Consider the following 24,427-nt stretch of genomic DNA (forward strand, 5'->3'; position numbering starts at 1 on the left):
AATAGTACTATGAAAATAAGTATAAAACAAATTAGCAGGTTTTTATTAGGTTTCACGTTGTTCTTTTTGGCGTGTGAAACCGAAGAAACCTTAAATATAACATCACCGGATCCAGTATTTGAACTTAAGGAACCTTCAATTTCAAATATTAATTTAAATCCGGATTTACCAGATAACCCTGCCTTTACCATTGTATGGACAGACCAAATTTCTGGTGAAGGTACAACGTATACTGTAGAGTTATCTAAAGACCCTATAGCATTTGAAAACCCTATGACTTTAGGAACTTCAAATTCTGGAAAATTTAGTATGTCCGTAGCAGAATTTAATGATGCTGTTATTGGCGCTGGTGTACCAGCATTTGAGCCCTTTCCTATTTTTATAAGGGTATCATCGGGCAGTATGATCTCTAATGTGGTGAGCTTTAGTGTATCATCTTATGCAGAGACATCTCCTATTATTACGAGTCCTGATAATACGTTTGAAGTAGTACTATCAGATGTAGCTCCTTCAGATGACGCTTTAACTGTAGAATGGAATGATCCAGATTTTGGAGAAAATGCAACGGTTGATGTTTCTTATGCACTAGAATTTTCTGAGGCTGGAAGTGACTTTGCTACGGTTTTCTTAATTGAACCAGATGAGAATGTTGGAGAAACTACTATGACTCTTAGTCATGAACAATTAAATGAAGCTGTTCTAAATTCTGGACTTACTGCAGAAGTAGCTGGTCCTGTAGAATTCAGAGTAAAAGCATCAATAGCATTACCAGGTGGTGATATGGTACGTTACTCAGATGGCCTAACTATAACAGTAACACCTTATGATGTTGTATTACCTCCTGTATTATATATGGTAGGCGCAGGTGTTCCAGATGCTGGTTGGAGCTGGGATTCTCCAGTAGAATTAACTTTAACAGGAACTAAATATGGTGGAAATGTTAATTTCTCTCCAGATAATGGTGGTAATTTTAGATTCTTTACAGACGCTACGTTAGAATGGGCCTCTCCAAGTCAAAATTTCCCATATTACTCTGATAGAGGATATACCATTGATTCTAACTTCCAGAACGCAAATGATGGTGATTTAAACTTCCAATTTGTTGGAACTGAAGGATTATATTATTTAGAAATTGATACTGAGAATAGAACAATTACTTTAGGTGATGCAAGAACAGGACCTAATTGTGATTTTGATCAGTTATCACTAGTTGGAGCTGGTGTTCCAGACGCTGGTTGGGCTTGGGATACTCCTGTTACAATTGACTGTTCTGGTAATGGCGTATATACGGGTGTTGTTACTTTCCAAAACAATAATGGCGGAGACAACAACTTCAGATTCTTTACAGACAGATCATTAGAATGGGGATCTCCAAGTTTTAACTATCCGCATTACGAAAATGCAGGTTATGCCATAGATAGTAATTTCATTAATGCCAATGACGGAGATAGCAATTTTGCTTTCGTTGGAACTTCAGGAGATTACCTGCTTACAATTAACGATGCACTTAAAACCATAACTTTAGAGCCTATTTCTTGCGAATTTGATGAACTATCATTAGTTGGTGCTGGTGTGCCAGATGCAGGTTGGGCTTGGGATACTCCTGTAGTTATACCATGTTACGGAGACGGTGTTTACTCCGGCGATGTTTATTTCCAAAATAATGGAGGCGCAGACAATAACTTCAGATTCTTTTCTGATAGATCTTTAGAATGGGCATCACCAAGTTTTAATTACCCTTATTACGAAAATGAAGGTTATACTATAGATAGTAATTTCATTAATGCAGGTGATGGCGACAGTAACTTTGCTTTCGTTGGAACCACTGGAACTTATAGGTTAACTATTGATACAATGGCTAAAACCATAAGTTTAATAGCGGTAGCCGTTCCCAATTGTGAGTTTGACCAACTTTGGTTAGTAGGAGCTGGTGTGCCAGATGCAGGATGGGCTTGGACCACGCCGGTTGAATTACCTTGTACAGGAAATGGGGTTTATTCTGGAAATGTAAACCTTCAAAACAACGGAGGTGCAGATAATAATTTCAGATTCTTTACAGATAGAGCTTTAGAATGGGGATCACCAAGTTATAACTTCCCATATTTTGCCAATGACGGTTATACCATAGATAGTGATTTTGCAGATGCAGGAGATGGAGATAACAACTTCGCTTTCACAGGTACTACAGGAACTTATTTACTCACTATCGATACAGTAAATAAGACGATAACACTAGATTAATAACATGAATTTATGCAAAAGAGTCATGATTTCCTCATGGCTCTTTTTGCATAAAACCAAATTAATTGTTATGAAAAAAATAGTATTTCTTTTACTTGTGGTTACGGGGTATGTTCTTAACGCGCAAGTAAGCGTAAACCCAACTTCATTTGAGGTTGATGAACAAATAACAATTACAGTAGACCTTAACAGTGGTGCTACCAACTGTAATGGACTAAGTAGTCCTTCTAAAGTATACATGCATGCTGGCATTGGAGACAATAGTAACGCTTTTGGTTTTAATGTAGTTGGTAATTGGGGACAAGATGATGGTATTGGAGAAATGTCTAATAACGGTGATGGCACATGGAGCATTACACTAACCCCAGAAACATACTTCGGGTTAAATGCAACACAAGCTGCAAATGCAACTCAAATTGGATGCGTTTTTAGAAATGCAGATGGTTCTCAAGAACTTAAAGCAACAGACTGCGAAGACTTTTTTATTTCTGTAGGCATTCTAAATATTAATATTGTTGAGCCATGGGCTAATCCTGTGGTGGTGTCATCTGGAAACGACTTAGATGTACGAACCAATTTAACGTATCAAGGTGGTTTAGCACCGGGATCATTTGAGATTTATTTCAACAACGTACTGCAAGACAGCGGCAACGGTTTTTCTACATTTTTGGGAACTATAAATAACATTACCACCGCTGGTACTGTTAGAGTTGTGGGTTCTCCTCTATCTGCTCCAACAGAAAGCGAGGAAACAACCTTCGAAGTTATTTTGGCACCTTCTGTGGTTTCAGAAAGTATGCCTGTTGGCCTACAAGAAGGAATTAATTACGATAATGCTGATGATACCAAAGCAACTTTGGTGCTTAATGCGCCTTTAAAAGATTATGTATATGTTGTTGGTAGTTTTAACAGTTATACTCCTGGAGCCTCATATTTGATGAAAAAAGACCCTACTTCGGGTAAGTTTTGGCTAGAACTAACGGGGTTAACCTCAGGACAAGTGGAGACATTTCAATATTGGGTTTATGATTCTAACCCAGTAACTGGTTCGCCGTATATTGTAAAAACAGCTGATCCATTTTCAACCTTAGTATTATCTCCTTTTGATGATTCAGGAATAGCTTCAACTACATTCCCCGGTATTGGTACTACTTATCAATACCCAACAGGACAGGAACGTGAAGTAACCGTTTTACAAACTGGTCAAACCGCTTATTCTTGGAATATTGCCAACTTTAATAAGCCTAAAAAAGAAGATTTAATTATCTATGAGGTATTAATTCGAGACTTTGATTCAGACCGAAATTTTCAAGATGTTATTGATAGAATTTCGTATTTCAAAAACTTAGGAATTAACGCCATTGAACTTATGCCAATAATGGAGTTTGAAGGTAACGAGTCTTGGGGCTACAATACGGCATTTCATATGGCATTAGATAAGTTTTACGGCACCTCTGATAAGTTCAAAGAACTTGTTGACACTTGTCACCAAAATGGTATTGCTGTAATACTGGATCTTGCGTTTAACCATGCTTACGGTAGAAACCCAATGGTAAGAATGTGGATGGATGATGCCGATGGTGATGGTTGGGGAAGTCCTAGTTCTGAAAATCCATATTTTAACCAAACAGCTAAACACTCTTATAGTGTTGGCTATGATTTTAATCATTCACAAACCATTACTCAAGACTATGTAAAAAGAGTGATTGAATACTGGATAAATGAGTTTAAAATTGATGGATTTAGATGGGATTTAACAAAAGGATTTACTCAAAATTGTTCTGGAAGTGATGAAACTTGTACGAATAACTATCAAGCAGATCGTGTACAAGTATTAAAAGATTATGCGGACCACTCTTGGACTCAAGACGCTGATCATTATGTAATTTTTGAGCACCTTGGTGGAGATACAGAAGAACAAGAATGGGCTAATTACAGAATTGGCGAAGGCAAAGGTATTATGATGTGGAGTGAAATGTGGCATGACTATACCAACTTGGCTAAAGGTGAAAGCTCAAGTATTAATATTTCTCGAATAGGGCATACTGCTCATGGTTTCACGGGTAAAAGAACTATAGGTTATCCCGAAAGTCATGATAAGGACAGACTTATGTATGAAATGTTCACTTTTGGTCAAACTGGTATTCAGGGTAACTTAAATGCTTCCCTTAATAGAATGTCTGCCCTTGGAGCAGTATTTATAACTGTACCAGGACCTAAAATGATATGGCATTTTGCAGAACTGGGAATGGATGATTCTATTTGGACCTGTTCCAATGGTACAGTGAATTCTGATTACGATGGTAACAATGATGGAGATTGTAAACTTGATACCAAGCCGCAACCGCAATGGACTGAGAATTGGATTAATGATGCTAACAGGTCTCAAATTTATGATGACTGGAGTAAACTTATAAAGCTAAAAATAAATGCTGATGTGTTTGAGGGCGATTATAACATTACGACGAACACCCAAACGCCTAGAATAAGCATTTATACTGGCAATGAAAGTACTTCGGGTGTTACACTTAAAAATGTTATTGTAATTGCGAACTTTTCAACCTCTAGCCAAAATGTAAATCCAAATTTCCCATATGGTGGTACGTGGTATGATTTAATGGATGAAACCGGCAATACCACTATAAGTGGAGGCACTACTTCTGTTAATCTTGCCGCTGGAGCTTTTAAAATTTATGGAAATCAGTCTGCTTCTTTAAGTACTGATGATAAGGTTTTTGAGTCTGGTTTAGTAGTATATCCTAATCCGACACAAAACACTTTCAAATTAAATAAATCGGTTAATGAAGTAACCATTTTCAATCTTACAGGAAAAGCGGTTAAATCATTTAAGGGTGATTTTAATGAAGCACATGCTTTTAATATTTCTAGCCTTCCGCAAGGTATTTATGTTGGAAAAATCAAGAATTTAAATTCGTCTCAAACCTTCAAAATAGTAAAACTGTAGTTTAGTTTTTTATATGTTTAGTTGTGAAAAAAAAGCTTCTCAAAAATTGAGAAGCTTTTTTCTTTCTATTGTGAAACTAATGCCTAGTTTCCTTTTTTATAATCTTCTAAAAATTTGGCTAAACCAATATCTGTTAAAGGGTGCTTTAATAATCCTGTAATAGATTTTAAAGGTCCTGTCATAACATCAGATCCTAATTTAGCACAATCAATTACGTGCATTGTGTGACGAATTGAAGCCGCTAAAATCTGCGTATTAAATTGGTAGTTATCATAAATCTGACGAATTTCTGCAATAAGGTTTAAACCATCTGTAGAGATATCATCTAATCTTCCCAAGAAAGGTGAAACGTATGTAGCTCCTGCCTTAGCAGCTAATAACGCTTGTCCAGCTGAAAACACTAACGTTACATTAGTTCTAATGCCCTTATCTGAGAAATATTTACAAGCTTTAATTCCGTCTGCAATTAATGGTAATTTCACAACGATTTGTGGGTGTAATGCAGCCAAAGCTTCACCTTCTTTTACCATACCTTCAAAATCTGTTGAAATAACCTCAGCACTTACATCTCCATCAACAATTTCACAAATTTTTACGTAGTGGTTTAAGATATTTTCTTCACCTGTAATTCCTTCCTTAGCCATTAATGAAGGATTGGTAGTTACACCATCTAAAATTCCTAAAGCTTGTGCTTCTGCAATCTCATCAAGATTAGCTGTGTCTATAAAAAATTTCATGTTTTTGTATTTTGTTTATTATTGAACAGAGTTTAAGTACTCTAATACGTTTTTGCTTACTTGCGCTCCAGTGAAACCAAATTTTTCATCAAGAACACCTGCTGGCGCAGAATATCCAAAATGATCTAATCCAAATACTTCACCATTAGCACCAACTAAAGCTTCTAAGTTTACAGGTAAACCAGCTGTTAAACCAAATAATGGTTTATTGGTTGGTATTACGCTTTCCTGATATGCTTTAGGTTGATTTCTAAATACACCTTCAGAAATTACAGAAGCAATACTCACTTTTAAGTTATTTTCAGCTTCTAAAATTTCTGCTGCTGCTACTAAGGTAGACACTTCAGAACCGTTAGCTACTAAAACAACATCTGGGTTCTCAACTTCTTTTACTAAATAACCACCTTTTTCAGCAGCTAAAGCATCTCGATATCTTGAAGCTCCATTTGCAGGTACATCTTTAACGCCTTGTCTAGATAAGATTAAACCTGTTGGTGTTCCTGTATTTTCCATAGCCATTTTCCAAGCCACAGAAGTCTCATTAGAATCTGCAGGACGTAAGGCCAAGAAACTCATATTTCCTTTATGGTTTTTAAGCTTCTCTAATAATCTTATTTGTGCTTCTTGCTCTATTGGTTGGTGCGTTGGTCCGTCCTCACCTACTCTAAAGGCATCATGCGTCCACACATATTTAACAGGCAATTCTTGTAAAGCACTTAATCTAATAGCTGGCTTCATATAATCTGAGAATACAAAGAACGTTGCAACCACAGGAATAACTCCTCCATGTAATGCAATACCATTTGCTATACAAGCCATTGATAATTCGGCAACACCAGCTTGTAAGAACGAGCCGCTAAAATCACCTTTTTGTAAAGCAGATGTTTTCTTAAGGAATCCATCGGTCTTATCTGAGTTTGATAAATCTGCTGAAGATACTATCATGTTCTCAACATTTTCAGCTAAATATGCTAATACATTTGAAGAAGCTGCTCTTGTTGCTAACCCTTCTTTATGTGCAATAGATTCAAAATCTAAAGCTGGCAATTCACCTGAAAGGAAAAAATCTAATTTTTCAGCCAAGGCTGTGTTATCATTTTTCCAAGCATTTATTTCTTCTTTTTTCTTAGTTGCTGCAGCTGTTTTAGTAGCTATTACGTCTTTATAATATGCTGCAACATCTCCATAAATATCAAATGGGTTATCTAAATCAGCACCTAAGTTTAATAAGGTTTTTGCGTAATCTGCTCCAGTTGCACCAATTGGCTTACCGTGTAACTCGCAATGACCTTCATACATAGATCCATCTGCGGTTACACAACCTTTACCCATTATTGTTTTACCAATAATTAAAGTTGGTTTTTCAGTTTCATTATTTGCATCAGTTAATGCTTTTCTAATCTCATCATGATTATGAGCATCTATTGTTACAACATTCCATCCCCAAGACTCATACTTCATTGCCGTGTCTTCTGTTGTAACCTCATCTGTAGAAGTTGATAACTGAATATCATTAGAATCAAAGAACATAATGAAGTTACTTAATCCTAAATGACCTGCTATTCTACCAGCTCCTTGAGAGATTTCTTCCTGAATACCTCCATCAGAAATAAATCCGTAGATTTTATGGTTCATCCAGTCTCCAAATCGTGCTTGTAAAAACTTTGCAGCAATTGCAGCTCCAATACCCATAGTATGCCCTTGACCTAAAGGACCAGATGTATTTTCAATTCCTCTTTCAAAATCAACCTCAGGGTGACCAGGTGTTATTGAACCCCATTGTCTAAAGTTAGCAACATCTTCTTTTTTGTAGTTTCCTAAAAGGTAATATTGCGCATACATTAAAGTTGATAAGTGACCAGCATCCATAAAGAATCTATCTCTAAATGGCCATGTCATATCTGTTGGATCGTAGTTAAAAAACTCAGAATACAGAATATGCATAAAATCGGCGCCTCCCATTGGACCTCCCGGGTGACCTGAATTTGCCTTCTCTACCATTGCTACAGCTAGCGCTCTAATATTATCTGCTGACTGCTGATCTATTTGTTTATTCATTTTAATGTTTGGTTAATTTATATTGAATATTAATCTTTTTAAACCTTACTATTTTCTTTGTTTTATGCTGAAAATAATTTTTGCAAATATATAACCTTTAATTAGTTGAGTTACTAAAAAGCTGATATTTTAATTAAAAAGAACGAAAGCCTTTAAGTTCCTTTCTATTGACACAAATAAACTTTAAAATCTAGAGCATTAATTCGCAAAAACATTACAAAATTATAGTTAAAAAGTACCATTATTAAAAAACCAAGCATATAAACAATATGCTTGGTTTTAACTTTTATATTATTACGTTTTACTACTTATTCAAATATTCTAGCCCTCTAATAATAATTACAGCATCTGCTTCATATCTAAACGGACGTGGTTCTTCTTTATTCCATGCAGAAGGTTTACCCTCTTTATAGCTTTTAAGTTCTGTAAACTCGCCTGTCCAGGTATTAAACCACTGAATAGTGGCATTATCTGTATTAAACTTTCGCATGGCTATTCTGGTTGCTGTATAATGACTTTCTTTTGGCACATACATTAAATAAATGCCATCTTTTACGTTAGCCAAACTATAGCCACTAGAATTAAATTGAGGCCATGTTTCGCAATTTTCAAAATTCACAGAATCCATTAGGGTTCTCATGTGCTTGAAATATTCAAACTTAGGTTTTATAAAATCCTCGGGTTGCTCATAAGGGTTATGGATTACTGCATTCCAAGATGTTCCTTGCCAATAGTATGTAGAATAACCACCCCCAAAAACACATTTATAATTTCTTCTAAGACAGGTTTCTGCATTAATATATGCTCCAGGAAACACCCAATACGGCGACTCTTCGTAACCTCCATGTTCTATGTTGAAAATAGGTTTTTTCGGAAACTTTTTCTTGGCGTCGTGCATGATATTGTACAAGGTATAATCCCAGTTTTGCAAAGAAATAAAATCGACACTTTCGGCGTTTCTTTTACAAAAGCCCCAGTCGTGAACCGACACCAATCTTTGATAAGAATCTAATTTTCTTGTACGCTCAACACGTTCTAAAATATACTCTTCTGTAGCTCTACCGTAGCTCAATGCTTCTTTAGACACATCCCACACAATATTTGGAAACGCTTGATATCTTTTAATCACATAATCGTAATACATGTTATCTTCGGGCGTCTGCATTTCTGGCCAACTCACTAATTTATTCCACACATAAATCATAAGGTGGCTCACAATTTCTTTATCATGCATGGTGAGCAAGACCCTATCCAGATGATCAAAGAACTCAAAATTAAGATTACTAAAGTCTGGATTAGTGTTGGAACCTAAAAACGGGAAGATATCTTCCCTGCCACCGTATTCATGCTCTGGGTGATCTTTTAGTTTTGGATCCTTTTGCCATTTAACATCATAAGAATACACATTCATAACCACCTGATTAAATCCGTTAGCTTCAACCAAAGACAGTAAGTGGTTGGTTTTAGGTAAAGCGGCATTGCCATAATCTAAGGCAAACAGCCAATCGCATTCAAAAGCTAAATTGAAGTAATGGGAACCGTCTTCATAAAAGAAATGTTGTGGGTTATCTTCTTTTAATACGATACCTCCATGGCGGTTAATCTTTAAGTTTTGAGTTATGTTTATTTTTCCTTTTTTTCCATCAAGATCCTTAATTTCAGATTCTATTTTAAAAGTTTTATTGCCGACAATAGCACTTGAATAACGAAATACCCACTGCTTATTTCCTTTATAAAACAAAGGAATCTTTTGACTTGTTTCTCCATCATTAACCAAGGCATAAACCTTTTTAGAAAATGGGTCTTTTATCGTTCTTCTAGTCTTATAGATAACATCTCCAATTTCCCATTGCGCTAAGGTAATTACCTTACTAGATTTAGGAGAATTCCAAGTCTTTATTTGACTAATTCCGAGATTAGCAATTAAAACTATGCATAAAGTTATTGCTACTTTTTTTATCATGATTTTAAAATTTTGTTGCATTTACTTTCTTTGAAATGCATTTACATTAACTTATTCTGTTGTATTAGATTTTAGTATTACTTCGTCCGCACAAGATGTAGTTTCCGTTACCTCAGAAGCTTTAAAAGCAGCATTTTCATTACTAATATCGTTTTTATAGAAAACAAGCTTATCAATTTGAAGCAATGTAGATCTACCAACAATTTTAATGGTATATTTTCCTGGAGTATTAAAATTACAATTGAAATTTGCAAAATGATGATGTGCTTCTAATTTTCCGTTCATTGCAAACACCTGTTTACTTCTACCTACAAATTTTCTATAATCGGTAAATTGTTCTTCTCCAAAAAGTCCTGCATTACCCTCCATCTTTATCCAAGCATCATTAGATTTATCTCCCTCCGCTTCATCTGGTTGCCTCATAAACCACCTAACCGAATAATTCCCAGGATTAGTAATATTAAAGGTATAACTTATTTCGTTTTTTAAATTGGGGGTTTTGTAACTATTAGGTCCAGAATACATAATATATTTTCCGCTCGAAGCCAAATTGTTCTCTTTTAAAATCCAATCGCCTTTAAGCTCAAAACGCTCTGCCTCTAGTACTAAGAAACCATCTTTTTCAACTAACTCACATTTTTTAGGACAATGAAATTCAATTGATTTCCATCGCCCTCTTGAAAAGGCATAAGCGTTACCTTCTGGCACCTTCCCATTTGAATGCGTATTCGATTCAATTTGAATTTTTTGCCCCTTTTTTACTAGAACATTTTTAAATGTAAATGTGTGCTTTTTATAGTCCTTATCCGATTCAGGGTTTTGAAATTCCCCAATATAGCTATTTCCTATCTTCAACTTGTATGTACTTTCTCCGTCAGTTTCGGTTAATGAGGTAACCGTTATATCATAACGACGCGTTTCTCCTTTAAAAACTGTTTTTGAAGCTCCAAATTCACCTTGATATTTTGAGGCATCTACCGCCACTACTTTTCGCCATTTATCAATATAGGAAGGCACAAATCCTTTTACTTTTAATTGTTTAAAGTCTTTTCCTGAATCGTAAGTGATTATTTCACACTCAGAATCTCTTTTCACCTCAACATTAACCTTATCTGTAAAATTCCCTATACCCGCGGTTATTGTTATTGTTGCTTTTCCTGGAGACACCCCTACTACTCTTCCATTAGGTGATACATAGGCCACATTTGCATTACTGGTTTTCCAAGAAAAGTAATCATCCCAAGATGCTTTAGGTGTAAAGCTAAAATTTAGTTGATGTGCTTTGTTCTCATACACGGTTATTGATTCTTCTGTAATATCAATAGCTTCGGCAACCTTATCTCCAGGCAACATAATTCCGTACCCAATAAAATCGGTAAATTTACTAGGGCTACCATCTTCATCTCCAGTTAATAGATAATACACCATACCTGCATCTGAAATATCAAATTTACCATGTTTATGATCCAACATTCTTTCCCATAACCATTGAATGTGAGGATCTTTATGATCTCTAATATGTCTCCAATGATATGGCTTTTTCTTAGAGCACCATCCTAAATACAAGACCTCACAATTATTTTGATCTTTAATTTTTTTGTACTTCAATCTATTTCCACTCAGGGCAATTGCTTCTTTCATTGTATGATGATTAGCTCTCCTTAAGTGATTATCATTATAGCCCGAATGTGAAATAATATACACATGTGCCATAGATTCTAAACTGGTACCATCTTCCACAATGGTTTTAATAGTTTGATAAAAGAATTCCGAAGGTCCCATGTTAACAAAGAATAGCGGATCTGAAGCTGTAGATTTAAGAATCTCCTTTTTCAAACTTGTTATAGCCTGCTTTTTATGGGTTCCCACATCAAAGAAAACTTCTGAATTAAATTTTAAACGTTCAGCACCTTGGTCGGTAGCAATTTTCATATAGTTTTTTTTGGTAGTATGCGGTGGCGACGGCATGAAATTGTTATATGAAAAATGTACTAACTTATTCTGCAGTTGTCTTTTAGCAATCATAATAAGTGTTGCTGGTGTAGCGCCCCAATCGTCAGGATCTGCGGTGTTGTACTTACCCGTATAACTTAAATCAGGTTGATTATTACCATCTGCACTTATGGCTATACGGTTATTATTGTACGCGGGAATAGTTTGCGCCTGTATTTGATGTATTAGAAATAGTGACAACACTAAAAAAATCCTTTGTGTTTTCATGGGTTATTTGCCTTAAAATTAATTGTAATTGATAGTCTTTAAATGAATTCTAAAGCTAGCTCTATTAACACAATCAAGATGCAATAAACTAATCTTTTTAAGGTGCTCACAAGTCATGTTTTTTTTAGTTCAAAACACCAATTAATCCTAAACCAAAAGTCCATAGTAAAGCAATTGTAAAGTCTAAAATAGCGCAATTTAATTGATTAAGCAGGAGTTTATAAACTTTACTAAAACTAAAAAAGCCTCCTATAAATAAGAAGCTTTTTAGGCTTAGTATTGCCGCATAAGACTTTACTAACTGCTATTAATCAGATAACAAACAAATGTTAACTTCTAAGATATTATTGTGATTTTTTTAACCTATAAGACACTAAGTTTCCATCTTCCCTAAAGCCCAATTTCTCATAAATTAAGGCGCCGAGCTTTGAGGCTACCAAAAATACATGTTCACTTTGGTCGGCTGAAGCTTTATTCAACAAATACATAGTCATTTGCTTGCCTAAACCTTGACCTCTAAACTTCTTTGGCACGCCAATCATATGTATTCCGGATTGTTTGTTTTCATCTGTATATAGAATACCTGTGCAACAATAAATCCCATTATTTTTTGCTACAAATAGTTGTATTCTATCTTCTTTTAAGCTGCCATGTAATACTTTAGGACTAATATTATATCCAAAAGCATCTGATGCTATTTGCGAGAATACTTCAAGGCCTTTTTTATCCTTAACTTTTTCAATTTGAACATCTTCTACATCAACAACTTGGTAGGCACTTAAGCTTAAACCCATTCCTTTTACGGTTGATGTTTTTTCAAAATTGAATGCACTTAAATGGGTTTCTAAGATTCCATCTTCTTCTAAAGCAATGGCATTTGGCACAAGACCCTGCATGATATAAGAACGCATATTTTCTGCATTAAAACCCTTTGTTAAACCAAAAATTTTTGAAGGCCATAATCCAGACTTAGGATGCAAAACTGAGGCTCCTTCAAGCTGACGAAAATAGCCACCAACATGACCCAAGTATTTCCAAAAACTAAACTGATGTATTATTGCTAAAGATGTTGGCATACTAAAATTATTTTGAAGCTTCAATTAATGCTGCTGAATCTTCATAAAATCTATATTCCTTAATCATTTCATCTTCAATTATACAGAATTGTACCCAATTGCTATTAAATAACTTGCCTGAACTTTTAACCAAATGTGAAAATGTGCCCATCGCAATTACTAAATTATCTTCTGCCTCCACCACTCTTTCTACTATAAACGCTTTAGTATCAAAAAGTGTTACGATATTTTTTAGAAATTGTTTTGCTTCTTCTCTTGTTCTATAAATACCATGTAATTGTTCCTTTGGCCTTTCTTCTTCTTTTACACTTACTATGTAACAATTGGGGTGAAAACTATTTAAAACGCCTTCAACATCTCCTACTTGGAAGTTCTTGAAATAATCTTGAACTACTTGGGCGTTTTGTTTTTTCTTAATTGTTTTCATGTTTTCTATTAACGTTTTCATCATCTTAATGTATTTGTATATAATTCTGTTTACTTACTAAAGGACTAAATGGTGTATGCCGTAAATTGGGCATTTCGTTTTCCAAGAAATGCAGTTCTTTAGAAAACAAATGGTGAGTTTTCAAAAACTGAACTACTGCCGTTTTCGTTAAATTATCGCATTGTAATCTTAACACGCGGTCGCTATCCTCAAGATCAAAATTCCATTGACCTTTTTTAACAATGCGCCTTAAATAATAGGCAACGAATATGAGTTGTTTAGGCTCGTTAACTTTTGTTGCGAAAAGAAAAAATGCTGATGTTTTCATATTAAATCCCCCTTAAAAGATAAATCCAAATAATTCTAGATACTCTTAGGTTGAAGGAGGACATTACCAATAAGACAAGTGAAATAATTCCTAACAATTTTAGATCCAACCCTATATCAAAGAAAAAGTAAGCTACCAAAAAGGTTAGCAGTGCCTCAATAATTCCCAAGGCATAACTCACATACATTGCGCCGTAAAAAAATCCAGGTTCCTTGTCGAAAGTAAAATTACATGTGTCACATCCCTTTTTCATTTTCGGTTTTCTAAAATTGAAGTAGATGTTGGTCTCTTCATAAATCTTTCCCTTTTTACAATTGGGACATGTGTTTGTTAATATACCGTGTATCATGAGCTTTGTCTATTTAGTTTTGCTTCTTCAAAGAAAAAATCCTTTAACCGATGTTTACCATAACGCGTTGCAACATTATCTTCTGCCATAAGTGTTAAAAAGAATTCAATTGGACCATAAATATGCAAAGGCGAAAACTTTCTTAGAGTCCATATGGTAAAGCGTCTTAACCAATCTGGCAATCTTGTTATTTTTGGTAATCTTCCATGAGCATCAAAAGCCATTTCAGCTATTTCATTATAGGTTAAGACATCTGGTCCACCCACACTAAATTCAGTCACAGGTTCATTTATAAGATCAAGACATACCTCAGCCAAATCCTCACCATGGATTGGGTTAAGCAGTTTATCACCATTACCAAAAATGAATACACGTTTCTTTTCTGCCATTTGTAGAAAATCTTTCATATCTGAAAAGAAACCATTAGGCCTTAATATTGTATACTCTATTCCAGATTGTTTTAGTACATCTACAAAAGCCTCTTTTGCTTCTAACATCTTAAGGTGTCTATGCTTATCTGCGTTGATTGCGGACACATAAATAAATTTTCTAACGCCAGATTTTTTAGCTTCCTCTAATAGATTTACATTGGCCTGATAATCGACATCCATATAGGTTAAACCATCTTTTTGACGTGTTATCCCTACAGTTGAAATTACCACATCTACACCGTTGCAGAGGTTAGCTAACGTTTTTGGTTTAGTAACCTCTGCCTCTATTATCTGAACGTTTTTTGATTGATATTTTTCTAATTTTTGCGCCTTACGAGCAATTAAAACCGCTGGTAATTCCTTTTGAACTATTGCTTTGGCTATATAACCTCCAAGATATCCTGTACCTCCCGCCAGAAGAATCTTTGGATTTGTTTTACCTTTCAACATTATACTTTGCTTTTATTCGTTTTTTAATTTGGTACAAAGGTGCCACGAAAGAGAAAGGCAATCGTTCTGAAATGAAACTTAGAATCTTTTATATGAGATTCCGAACTTTTTTCGTCATTCTCCTTCAAAAGATTCATGATAAGTTTATTACTTTGTACTTATGTCTTTATCTGCAAAAACGAAATATAGTATTAAGCGCATATTACCCTTTGGGTTAATTTGGTTATTACTTGCGTGGTTGATTATGTGGAGTGAACATATTGCTATTGGCAACACAACTAACACACCTTCTCCCTCTATAGCTTTGACACCCGAAATATTAGTTTTCTCAAGTTTTAGTGTCTTTTTGTTAGGCTGCTTAGTGGGTATTCTGGAAGTCTTTTATGTAAACAAATTATTTACAAAATTTAGCTTTCCTAAAAAATTAGTATCCAAACTTGTACTTTACGTTATTTTAATGTCTTTTGTAATTTTAGTACTCTTCTGGATAGCCGCAAGTATAGAACTTAAAACGCCTCTTTTTAGTGAAAAAGCTTGGCATAAGTACCAAACCTATTTTTTTAGCATCCATCATTTGAGTACTTGGATTCAGCTTTTCTTTTCATTGTCTGTTTCTTTACTTTATGCCGAAATAAGCGATCATATTGGTCAAAACGTCTTATTGAATTTCTTTACTGGGAAATATCATAAACCAGTAACTGAAGATCGTGTTTTTATGTTTGTTGACATGAAAGATTCTACAACCATAGCGGAATCTTTGGAAAATGAACATTACTTTAGACTTTTAAGAGCCTTTTACGACAGTTTTTCTAATGCCATAATAAACAACCATGGGGAAATCTATCAGTATGTAGGCGATGAAATTGTAATTACTTGGAAACTAAAAAATGGGATTCATAAAAATCACTGTTTGCATTGTTTTTACGATATGAAAGCATCTTTGAAAAAACGCTCAGCTTATTTTGAAAAAAATTATGGCATAGTACCAGATTTTAAGGCGTCTTTACACAGTGGAAAAGTAACTACTGGCGAAATTGGTGCACTTAAAAAAGACATATTTTTTACTGGTGATGTACTAAATACCTGCGCCAGAATTTTAAGTCTTTGCGCTCAATATAAAGCCGATCTTCTCGTATCTAGAACTTTAATAAAGGAACTTAACACAAAAAACGCATTCAAAGTTATAGCATTAGGCGATGTTAATTTAAAAGGTAAAAAGGAAAATGTAGAGATTGTTAGTATAGAAAGACTTTAACTATTAGCTGAAAGCCATTTTCTTGGAGACACCCCTTCAACTTTTTTAAAATAAGTATTAAAAACAGTCTTAGAATTGAATCCGCTGTCATAGGCCAATCCTAGTAGTGTTATATGACTATTTTTAGGGTCTGCTGCAATTTCTTTAAAATGAGCCAATCTATGACTATTCATCAATTCGTTAAAGTTAGTTTGCATAGCGTCATTTACCAATTTAGATAATTTATTAGGATGCATTTTCATTTGTTGCGCCAATGTTCTAAGAGATATTTCAGAATCTAAATACACTTTATCCTCCTGTAAGAAACCTTTAATTTTTTCTCTAAAATCAATAATTTCTGCATCCACAACCACAGTTTTAGATTCTGGCTTTTTTTCAAACTCTAAATTATCGTTTAACAGTTTTATACTACTAAACACTTGCTGCACTAGGTCTTGGTATTTTGAAGTATGGCGAAGCGGCTCTAAAAATGGGTCAAATTGAAAATTAATGACTTGTCCAATTCTTTGGTTTATCAATAGCTCAAAACGCTCTAAGGCTTCTTCTGTTTTTTTACTATGAGCAAGATAATAGAAATCCCAATACACCATTAAATTTAAGTCTTCAGACACGAGTAAATCATCATATTCAATTTCCTTCTGATTATGAATTGACTCATAAATTGCTTCTAGCATAGCCAAATACTTGTCACTTAGAAACTGTTTAGCATAATCCATCATCACCTGTTTCCTTTTTAGAAACAATAAACAAGCTACTTTTAAATGCCTACTAAGCGGAAAACTATTATCAAGTTTTAAAGAGTTTTCAAAACTACCCAATGCCGTTTCATAGGCACCCTGTAAATAGTGTATGTTTCCTTTGGTGTAATGATGATTTGGAGATAACGGATTAATTTTTAAAATTAACTCTGTTTGTTCTAAAGCTTTTCCGAAATAACCGGTTGCGGTAAAAAGTTCGGCAAGAGCCTCCATTCCTTCAGTAAAATGAGGATTTATGTTTAGACAATTTTGAAGGTCTTGAAAACCTTCCTTGAACTGCCAATTGCCCCAAAAGTGTATGGTAGCTTTTGCAAAATATCCGATATAGGAATCGGGATTCATAGCTAATCCTTTGTCCAAATAATAGTTGGCTTTATTAAGCCCCTCTTCTCTATCCATATATCCCCAGCTAGCATTAATAGCATAACACCAACCAATGGCAATTACAGGATCTGCATAAGACGCATCAAATTCTGATGCTTTCTTATAAAAGCCAATGGCTTTCTCTATATTAGGCAAATTCCAAGTAAGTTGATAATATCTTCCTTTTAAATAGAGCTGGTATGCACTTAGATTATGGGTATCTATAGTAGCTAAAGACTCATCTATATCAATATGTCCAAAGTTTTCTCTTATCTTATCTGCAATGAGTAAACTAATTTCATCCTGAAGTTCAAAAACATCATTTAGTTCCCTATCAAACTTCTCCGACCACAATAAAAATCCATTGTCTGTTCGTGTTAATTGCGCCGTAATTCTAATTCTGTTTTTTATAATCCGGATACTTCCTTCAACAGCATTACTAACACCTAGCTCGTTACCAATAATTCTAATATCAGTTGGTTTTCCTTTAAAAGCAAAGGCTGTTGTTCTAGCAATAACTTTTAAACCATCAATTTGAGAAAGAGCGTTTATAATTTCTTCCGTAATACCATCACAGAAATAATCATTAGTGGCATCGCCACTTAGGTTTTTAAATGGTAAAACAACGATGGACTTGTTTAACAAAGAAATATTTTGAGAGGAAAGATCCAAGATTTAAATAATGACATTTGCTCTATCAAAAATATCATATTTTCTATAACAAAAAAAGCTTCTCTGAATAGAGAAGCTTTTAATTAAACTGGTGCGGATGAAGGGAGTCGAACCCCCACGCCTCGCGGCACTAGATCCTAAGTCTAGCGTGTCTACCAATTCCACCACATCCGCTAGGACCAATTATTATCGGGATGCAAATATAATCAATACTTTTAAATTGCAAACTTCTATGTTCAAAAAAAGTAATTATAATTCAGAATTAGTTCTTACGCGCCTTTCTTTTACACTAAATCTTCTAATAATTAATCTAGAGGCTTTGTTGTAATTAGCATAATTGTATACCCAATTTAGGAATACCACCAGTCTATTTCTAAAGCCTACTAAAGCCATTAGATGGATAAACATCCAAATTAACCAAGCCATTAAACCGCTAAATTTAAACTTACCAACATCTGCTACTGCTTTATTACGCCCAATAGTAGCCATAGACCCTTTATCTGTATACTTAAACTTTTTTAGTTCGGATTTCCCTTTTAATATTTTGGTAAAATTATCAGAAAGTGTTTTTGCTTGCTGAATTGCAGGTTGGGCTACCTGAGGGTGTCCGTTAGGGTAATCTTCACATTGCATTAGCGCAATATCTCCTAAAGCAAAAATATCTGTATACCCTTTTATTCTATTATATTCATTAACATAATACCTATTTGTTCTGGCATTATAACTTTCTTCTGGAAAGCCTTCAATTAAATTACCTGTTACTCCAGCAGACCAGATTAATGTTCTGGTTTTAAACTCTTTTCCTTCTTTAGTTTTTACCAAAGCGCCGTCGTAATCTGTAACAATAGTATTCGTATGTATTTGCACCCCTAGATTTTTAAGTGCATCAGCAGATTTTTTGGACGACTTCTCACTCATAGGAGGCAATACCCTATTAGCCCCTTCTAAAATGTGAATCTGCATTAATTCTGGATCTAAATCAGGAAAGTCCATAGGTAAAACACTATGCTTAAACTCTGCTATTGCACCTGCCAACTCTACACCCGTAGGTCCTGCACCTACAATTACAAAGTTTAGTAGAAACTCTTTTTCTTCTTTGGAAACCGCAATGGTACTTTTTTCAAAATTCTGAAGAATTAAACTTCTTAAATTCAATGCCTGTGGAATAGTTTTCATGGGCATTGCATGTTTCTTTATCTGCTCATTTCCGAAGAAATTTGTTTTGGTTCCGGTGTTTATAATTAAATAATCAAACGACAACTCTCCAATGTCTGCAGTTAAAGTTTTCCTTTCTGGATCAACCGAATTTACTTCAGCTAACCTAAAATAAAAGTTCTTTTGCCGTTTTATGAACATTCTTAACGGATACACTATAGAATCAGGCTCAATTCCACTAGTGGACACTTGATATAACAAAGGCTGAAAAGTGTGATAATTATGTTTATTAAGCATTACCAATTGTACAGGTAATTTACGCAGTTTCTTCACCAAGTTTAATCCAGCAAAACCACCTCCAACAACAACAACCCTTGGCAAATCCGTCTTTGGGATATTCATAAAAAATTTTGTGTTTATTTATTGGTAAAGCTACAATAGTGTGCTTTAAAAACATACTAAAAAGCAAGATATTTGCATTATATTTCGGAGACTGTTTTCAAATCTTTATTTAATCTTATTTTTGTAAAATAGAATGCCGCTTTAGACTAAAAAAGTAGGCGTTAAACATACGCTAGACTAAATATTCAACTAACATTAGTAAACTTTACTTTTTATTTATGAATACTATTAAATCTTACATAGCACAAAACAAAGAACGTTTTCTCAATGAGTTATTCGACCTTATTAAAATACCATCAATAAGTGCCGACTCAAGCTATAAAAATGATGTTTTAAAAACAGCTGAAATTATTAAAGAAAGCCTTGAAAAGGCAGGTTGCGATACTGTTGAAGTATGCCAAACCGAAGGTTACCCAATAGTTTACGGCGAAAAAATAATAGACAAAGAGCTACCAACAGTTCTAGTTTACGGACATTATGATGTGCAACCACCAGACCCAATAGATTTATGGACCTCTCCTCCTTTTGAGCCGGTAATCAAAAAGACCGACAAACACCCTGAAGGTGCCATTTTTGCAAGAGGAGCTTGTGATGACAAAGGGCAGCTTTTTATGCATGTTAAGGCCCTTGAGTTTATGACGGCTAATAACCAACTACCGTGTAACGTAAAATTTATGATAGAGGGTGAAGAAGAAGTTGGCAGTAAAAGTCTTGGGACTTTTGTAAAAAACAATCAAGCAAGATTAGCCAATGATGTTATTTTGATTTCTGATACAGGAATGATTGCCAATGACACACCATCTATAACAACAGGCATTAGAGGACTTAGCTATGTAGAAGTTGAAGTAACCGGACCAAACCGAGATTTGCATTCTGGATTATACGGTGGTGCTGTTGCAAACCCCATTAATATTTTAACGAAAATGATTGCGTCTTTGCACGATGAAAACAATCATATTACCATTCCAGGATTTTATGATAAGGTTGAAGAATTATCTAGAGAAGAACGAGATGAAATGGCTAAAGCCCCCTTCTCTTTAGAGGCCTACCAAAATGCATTAGCTATTGAATCTGTATACGGAGAAAAAGGATACACTACAAATGAGCGTAACTCTATAAGGCCTACTTTAGATGTAAATGGTATTTGGGGAGGTTATATTGGCGAAGGTGCAAAAACTGTTATACCAAGTAAAGCATATGCTAAAATTTCTATGCGATTGGTACCAAATCAAGATTGGGCTGAAATCACAACCTTATTTAAGAGTCATTTTGAAAGCATTGCTCCAAAAGGTGTAAAAGTTGAAGTAAAGCCGCATCATGGGGGTAATGGTTATGTTACTCCATTAAACAGTATTGGCTACCAAGCAGCTTCAAAGGCCTACGCAGAAACCTTTGGAAAAACTCCAATACCACAACGTAGTGGTGGAAGTATTCCAATTGTAGCTCTTTTTGAAGAAGAGCTAAAAAGCAAAACCATTCTTATGGGATTTGGTTTAGATAGTGATGCTATTCATTCGCCAAACGAACACTTTGGTGTTTGGAATTATCTAAAGGGCATTGAAACCATTCCGTATTTTTACAAACATTTTACAGAATTATCTAAATAAATTTTAGTGTTCCTAGCTTTTGTACAGCAATAGTTGGGAACACATTTTTTTAATGCCTAAGCACCATTTTCAAAAGCCAAACCATGAAAAGCACACATTTTAAAAATGTTTTAGAACTTAGCTTTGCTACTTTTTTAATTAGTACTGCCGCAGTTTTAGGTAAGTACATCCAAATGCCAGCAGCAGTTATTATTTGGTGGCGTGCTTTTATTGCATTAATTGTACTGTATGTATTCTGTAGATACAAAAAAATAGCATTTAAATTTGACTCATATACCGATAGAGCCGTAATTATCATTAGCGCCATTTTTTTAGGCGCACACTGGGTAACTTATTTCTATTCTGTTAAGATATCTAATGTTTCAATAGGGATGTTATCTCTATATACTTTTCCTGCTATTACTTCGATTTTGGAACCGATTTTTACCGATACTAAATTTGATAAAGCTCATCTACCTTTAGGGCTTATGGTTTTGGTTGGTATTTATATTTTGGCTCCAGAATTTAATATTCAAAACTCGGATTTTCAAGGTATTCTTTGGGGCTTGTTTTCTGCCATTCTTTTTACGCTTAGAAACATCATCTTAAAAAAGAGAGCTCAAAAGTATAATGGCACCATGCTTATGACGTTTCAGTTAATCGTGGTAACCATAACATTATCGCCAGTCCTTTATTTTATGAGTTCGTCTGGTATTGAAAATCAATATCCCTATATTATACTTTTAGCTTTGTTCGCTACGGCTATTGGTCATTCGCTATTTCTTAAAAGCTTAAAGCATTTCTCGGCAAGTACTGCTAGCATAATTTTAAGTACACAACCTATATTTGGTATAATTCTGGCCTTTTTCTTTTTAAACGAGATCCCATCATCTAACACTTATATTGGTGGAGCCTTGATTCTAGCTACTGTTATTGTAGAAAGTATTAGGTCCAGACAAAAATAGTTTTCTGATTTAAAATGTAACAATTTTACAACTTTTACGTTCTAATAGTCAATCAATCAAAAAACTAGTGAGTTATGTTAAAGCAATTTTTTATTATTTGCTCTGGTGCTGATACCGATATTTTAGAAGATTGTTCTAAAGGAGAACAAAATAAATATGCGGGAATTGGCGCCACTGTCTTTTTTACCGCGCTAATGGCTGCTATTGCTGGCAGTTATGCTTTATATACTGTTTTTGATAATCTTTTTACTGCGATATTCTTTGGTTGTATTTGGGGACTTCTAATATTTAACTTAGACAGGTATATCGTTTCTACCATAAAAAAAACTGGAAACATAATTGATGAACTCATACAGGCATCACCAAGAATTGTTTTAGCAGTAATAATTGCTATCGTAATTTCTAAGCCTCTTGAATTAAAGATATTTGAAAAAGAAATTAATCAAGTTCTTTTAGAAGAAAAAAACCAATTGACACTTAACAATAAAGCGCAGATAGCAGAGCAATATACTCCAAATATTGAAGCTCTTAAAAATGATATCACTGCTTTACAAAACGAAGTTGATACTAAAGAAGCTGAAGTTAACCAACTATACGATACCTATATTGCAGAAGCTGAAGGAACTGCCGGTACTAACTTAGTAGGTAAAGGACCTGTATACAAAGAAAAAAGAGAAAAGCACGATGCGCTTCTTGCTGAACTACAAGAATTAAAGGCAGATAACAAAGCTAAAATAAAAGCTGCCGAGTCTGAGATTGCTCAATTACAAACAGACTACGAAACGCAAGTTACAGACACGCAGCCAATAATTAATAGTTTTGATGGTTTAATGGCACGCGTAAACGCCTTAGGGAGATTACCTTGGTTACCATCTTTATTTATCTTTTTGTTGTTTTTGGCTATTGAAACCTCTCCTATCCTAGCAAAACTCTTATCACCAAAAGGAGCTTACGATTTAAAACTAGAAGATCAAGAGGATATGTTAAAAACTAATGTAGCACAAAACAAAAACCAAAGAGCATTACTTCTTAAAACAGATAATACTATCAATGATCGTATTTATACGGATATTGAACAAGAAGAGGAGCTATACAACCATAAACGCAAAGTAGCTAGGGAGCTAATGCAGTTGCAAGCTGATGCTTTCTTCAAGAACCAAAAAAAGATATTGTAAAATTAGGCCGCGGAACTACTTTTAAAGTGATTGTACAAATCTTTACAGCCATAGCCTACAATTGATAAACTTTTACTACTACTTAAAGCAGTTTCGTGAATCTTTGTAATGACTTCAACGCCATAGCGGTCAATACTTTCTACTTCTTCAATACTAAGAATAACCTTGTCAAACCTTTTTAAGCCTTTAATTAACGCCTTTTCTAAATTTGCAGCATTACTATGATTTAGTACGCCAGTTAGCTCATAAAAGTTACTGGAATTATTAATAATTAAACTCATAATACAGTTAATTTAAGTTAAACAATAAACTCGGGGTGTCTAATCAAAAAATTGATCATTTCGTAAATATATACAAAATAAACTTAAATTTCCTACGATAAAAGCCCAAAAATTCAATTTTTAGCAGTTTAAACGCTAAAAAAATCGACGAAATGCAGTATTATGCCGCGGCTGTAGCTTTAAATTCAGCTAATAGATTCTTACACCCATATCCAATAATAGATAACTTCTTATTTCTCATTAAAGCTTCTTCGTGTAGTCTTGTTAGTGCCATAATTCCATGACGATCCATACTATCTACAGCTTCAATGCTCACTTTTAAGTTATCCATTCTGTCAAAAATGTTGTTGAATTCTTCCTCAAAAAGAGAAATACTTTTTTTGTCTAAGATTCCTTTAATCTTAAAAAAATTGTTGCAGTTTGTAATTTTTAATTCCATAATTCAGTTTTTTTATCATTTAAATTTGAGGGAGAACTTTTAATTCGTCATAAATATACATTCATGCAGCTCATTGGCATTATTAATTCGATGAATGCCTTGTAAGATTAGATGAAGACAAAATTGATGTC

General features: G+C 34.4%; 19 protein-coding genes and 1 tRNA gene. 6 read left to right on the forward strand and 14 right to left on the reverse strand.

The window, feature by feature from the left end; genetic code table 11:
* Positions 1-9: 9 nt before the first annotated feature.
* Together FUA24_RS21825 and FUA24_RS21830 are read left to right on the forward strand one after the other, a co-directional pair.
* Positions 10-2,241 (forward strand): SusE domain-containing protein, encoded by a 2,232-nt coding sequence (locus tag FUA24_RS21825; RefSeq protein ID WP_148545203.1) that lies wholly within the window; start codon positions 10-12, stop codon positions 2,239-2,241.
* A 70-nt stretch (positions 2,242-2,311) separates the two neighbouring features.
* Entirely contained in the window at positions 2,312-5,206 is a 2,895-nt protein-coding gene (locus FUA24_RS21830) for an alpha-amylase family glycosyl hydrolase (RefSeq protein WP_148545204.1), read from the forward strand.
* 83 nt (positions 5,207-5,289) lie between these two features.
* Here the strand turns inward: FUA24_RS21830 and fsa are convergent, their stop codons facing one another.
* The 9 genes from fsa to FUA24_RS21875 form a co-directional block, all read right to left on the reverse strand.
* Positions 5,290-5,943 (reverse strand): fructose-6-phosphate aldolase, encoded by a 654-nt coding sequence (gene fsa, locus FUA24_RS21835; protein WP_148545205.1) that lies wholly within the window; start codon positions 5,941-5,943, stop codon positions 5,290-5,292.
* Positions 5,944-5,961: 18 nt separating this feature from the next.
* Positions 5,962-8,001, reverse strand: coding sequence for a transketolase family protein (locus FUA24_RS21840; RefSeq protein ID WP_148545206.1), 2,040 nt, complete (start codon positions 7,999-8,001; stop codon positions 5,962-5,964).
* Between the two features lie 304 nt (positions 8,002-8,305).
* Positions 8,306-9,964 (reverse strand): apiosidase-like domain-containing protein, encoded by a 1,659-nt coding sequence (locus FUA24_RS21845; protein ID WP_148545207.1) that lies wholly within the window; start codon positions 9,962-9,964, stop codon positions 8,306-8,308.
* Between the two features lie 51 nt (positions 9,965-10,015).
* A complete protein-coding gene (locus FUA24_RS21850) occupies positions 10,016-12,184 on the reverse strand; it encodes an Ig-like domain-containing protein (RefSeq protein ID WP_148545208.1) in 2,169 nt (722 codons plus the stop codon).
* Positions 12,185-12,528: 344 nt separating this feature from the next.
* Complete coding sequence (locus tag FUA24_RS21855) at positions 12,529-13,260, reverse strand: GNAT family N-acetyltransferase (RefSeq protein ID WP_148545209.1); 732 nt, start codon at positions 13,258-13,260, stop codon at positions 12,529-12,531.
* A 7-nt stretch (positions 13,261-13,267) separates the two neighbouring features.
* The gene (locus tag FUA24_RS21860; protein WP_187388362.1) at positions 13,268-13,687 is read right to left on the reverse strand and encodes a nuclear transport factor 2 family protein; all 420 of its coding nucleotides are present in this window, start codon (positions 13,685-13,687) and stop codon (positions 13,268-13,270) included.
* Positions 13,688-13,712: 25 nt separating this feature from the next.
* Positions 13,713-14,015, reverse strand: a complete 303-nt coding sequence (locus tag FUA24_RS21865; RefSeq protein ID WP_148545211.1) for a hypothetical protein — start codon at positions 14,013-14,015, stop codon at positions 13,713-13,715.
* 1 nt (position 14,016) lies between these two features.
* On the reverse strand, positions 14,017-14,364 hold the full coding sequence (locus FUA24_RS21870; RefSeq protein WP_148545212.1) for a DUF983 domain-containing protein: 348 nt from the start codon (positions 14,362-14,364) through the stop codon (positions 14,017-14,019).
* Entirely contained in the window at positions 14,361-15,245 is an 885-nt protein-coding gene (locus tag FUA24_RS21875) for an SDR family oxidoreductase (protein ID WP_148545213.1), read from the reverse strand. Before FUA24_RS21875 ends, FUA24_RS21870 begins: the two co-directional genes overlap by 4 nt.
* A 160-nt stretch (positions 15,246-15,405) precedes the next feature.
* Between FUA24_RS21875 and FUA24_RS21880 the strand changes: the two genes are divergently transcribed.
* The gene (locus tag FUA24_RS21880) at positions 15,406-16,500 is read left to right on the forward strand and encodes an adenylate/guanylate cyclase domain-containing protein (RefSeq protein WP_148545214.1); all 1,095 of its coding nucleotides are present in this window, start codon (positions 15,406-15,408) and stop codon (positions 16,498-16,500) included.
* Here FUA24_RS21880 and FUA24_RS21885 read toward each other — a convergent pair.
* The 3 genes from FUA24_RS21885 to FUA24_RS21895 all read right to left on the reverse strand — a co-directional run bounded on the left by FUA24_RS21885 (position 16,497) and on the right by FUA24_RS21895 (position 19,850).
* Entirely contained in the window at positions 16,497-18,266 is a 1,770-nt protein-coding gene (locus FUA24_RS21885) for a helix-turn-helix domain-containing protein (RefSeq protein WP_148545215.1), read from the reverse strand. The two genes, FUA24_RS21880 and FUA24_RS21885, sit on opposite strands and share 4 nt — an antisense overlap.
* A gap of 116 nt (positions 18,267-18,382) precedes the next feature.
* Positions 18,383-18,467 (reverse strand) — tRNA-Leu (locus FUA24_RS21890).
* A gap of 75 nt (positions 18,468-18,542) precedes the next feature.
* The gene (locus FUA24_RS21895; RefSeq protein ID WP_148545216.1) at positions 18,543-19,850 is read right to left on the reverse strand and encodes an NAD(P)/FAD-dependent oxidoreductase; all 1,308 of its coding nucleotides are present in this window, start codon (positions 19,848-19,850) and stop codon (positions 18,543-18,545) included.
* A 218-nt stretch (positions 19,851-20,068) separates the two neighbouring features.
* Here FUA24_RS21895 and FUA24_RS21900 point away from each other — a divergent pair, with 218 nt between their 5' ends.
* The 3 genes from FUA24_RS21900 (at position 20,069) to FUA24_RS21910 (ending at position 23,576) form a co-directional block, all read left to right on the forward strand.
* Complete coding sequence (locus tag FUA24_RS21900; protein ID WP_148545217.1) at positions 20,069-21,457, forward strand: dipeptidase; 1,389 nt, start codon at positions 20,069-20,071, stop codon at positions 21,455-21,457.
* Positions 21,458-21,540: 83 nt separating this feature from the next.
* On the forward strand, positions 21,541-22,401 hold the full coding sequence (locus tag FUA24_RS21905; protein WP_148545218.1) for a DMT family transporter: 861 nt from the start codon (positions 21,541-21,543) through the stop codon (positions 22,399-22,401).
* 74 nt (positions 22,402-22,475) lie between these two features.
* A complete protein-coding gene (locus FUA24_RS21910; protein ID WP_148545219.1) occupies positions 22,476-23,576 on the forward strand; it encodes a DUF4407 domain-containing protein in 1,101 nt (366 codons plus the stop codon).
* Between the two features lie 2 nt (positions 23,577-23,578).
* Here FUA24_RS21910 and FUA24_RS21915 read toward each other — a convergent pair whose 3' ends face one another.
* Positions 23,579-23,857 carry an STAS domain-containing protein gene (locus tag FUA24_RS21915; protein ID WP_148545220.1) on the reverse strand — a complete coding sequence of 93 codons (279 nt, stop codon included), beginning with the start codon at positions 23,855-23,857 and terminating at the stop codon, positions 23,579-23,581.
* Between the two features lie 160 nt (positions 23,858-24,017).
* The gene (locus FUA24_RS21920; protein ID WP_148545221.1) at positions 24,018-24,296 is read right to left on the reverse strand and encodes a hypothetical protein; all 279 of its coding nucleotides are present in this window, start codon (positions 24,294-24,296) and stop codon (positions 24,018-24,020) included.
* Between the last annotated feature and the right edge of the window lie 131 nt (positions 24,297-24,427).

This window comes from Seonamhaeicola marinus (assembly GCF_008085455.1).

Excerpts from the sequence above, each read along its gene's own strand:
- FUA24_RS21870 (WP_148545212.1), bottom strand. The coding sequence starts at position 14,364 with ATGATACACGGTATATTAACAAACACATGTCCCAATTGTAAAAAGGGA.
- FUA24_RS21855 (WP_148545209.1), bottom strand. The coding sequence starts at position 13,260 with ATGCCAACATCTTTAGCAATAATACATCAGTTTAGTTTTTGGAAATAC.
- FUA24_RS21910 (WP_148545219.1), top strand. The coding sequence starts at position 22,476 with ATGTTAAAGCAATTTTTTATTATTTGCTCTGGTGCTGATACCGATATT.
- FUA24_RS21875 (WP_148545213.1), bottom strand. The coding sequence starts at position 15,245 with ATGTTGAAAGGTAAAACAAATCCAAAGATTCTTCTGGCGGGAGGTACA.
- FUA24_RS21905 (WP_148545218.1), top strand. The coding sequence starts at position 21,541 with ATGAAAAGCACACATTTTAAAAATGTTTTAGAACTTAGCTTTGCTACT.
- fsa (WP_148545205.1), bottom strand. The coding sequence starts at position 5,943 with ATGAAATTTTTTATAGACACAGCTAATCTTGATGAGATTGCAGAAGCA.
- FUA24_RS21860 (WP_187388362.1), bottom strand. The coding sequence starts at position 13,687 with ATGAAAACAATTAAGAAAAAACAAAACGCCCAAGTAGTTCAAGATTAT.
- FUA24_RS21915 (WP_148545220.1), bottom strand. The coding sequence starts at position 23,857 with ATGAGTTTAATTATTAATAATTCCAGTAACTTTTATGAGCTAACTGGC.
- FUA24_RS21850 (WP_148545208.1), bottom strand. The coding sequence starts at position 12,184 with ATGAAAACACAAAGGATTTTTTTAGTGTTGTCACTATTTCTAATACAT.
- FUA24_RS21830 (WP_148545204.1), top strand. The coding sequence starts at position 2,312 with ATGAAAAAAATAGTATTTCTTTTACTTGTGGTTACGGGGTATGTTCTT.
- FUA24_RS21865 (WP_148545211.1), bottom strand. The coding sequence starts at position 14,015 with ATGAAAACATCAGCATTTTTTCTTTTCGCAACAAAAGTTAACGAGCCT.
- FUA24_RS21920 (WP_148545221.1), bottom strand. The coding sequence starts at position 24,296 with ATGGAATTAAAAATTACAAACTGCAACAATTTTTTTAAGATTAAAGGA.
- FUA24_RS21900 (WP_148545217.1), top strand. The coding sequence starts at position 20,069 with ATGAATACTATTAAATCTTACATAGCACAAAACAAAGAACGTTTTCTC.
- FUA24_RS21895 (WP_148545216.1), bottom strand. The coding sequence starts at position 19,850 with ATGAATATCCCAAAGACGGATTTGCCAAGGGTTGTTGTTGTTGGAGGT.
- FUA24_RS21845 (WP_148545207.1), bottom strand. The coding sequence starts at position 9,964 with ATGATAAAAAAAGTAGCAATAACTTTATGCATAGTTTTAATTGCTAAT.
- FUA24_RS21840 (WP_148545206.1), bottom strand. The coding sequence starts at position 8,001 with ATGAATAAACAAATAGATCAGCAGTCAGCAGATAATATTAGAGCGCTA.
- FUA24_RS21825 (WP_148545203.1), top strand. The coding sequence starts at position 10 with ATGAAAATAAGTATAAAACAAATTAGCAGGTTTTTATTAGGTTTCACG.
- FUA24_RS21880 (WP_148545214.1), top strand. The coding sequence starts at position 15,406 with ATGTCTTTATCTGCAAAAACGAAATATAGTATTAAGCGCATATTACCC.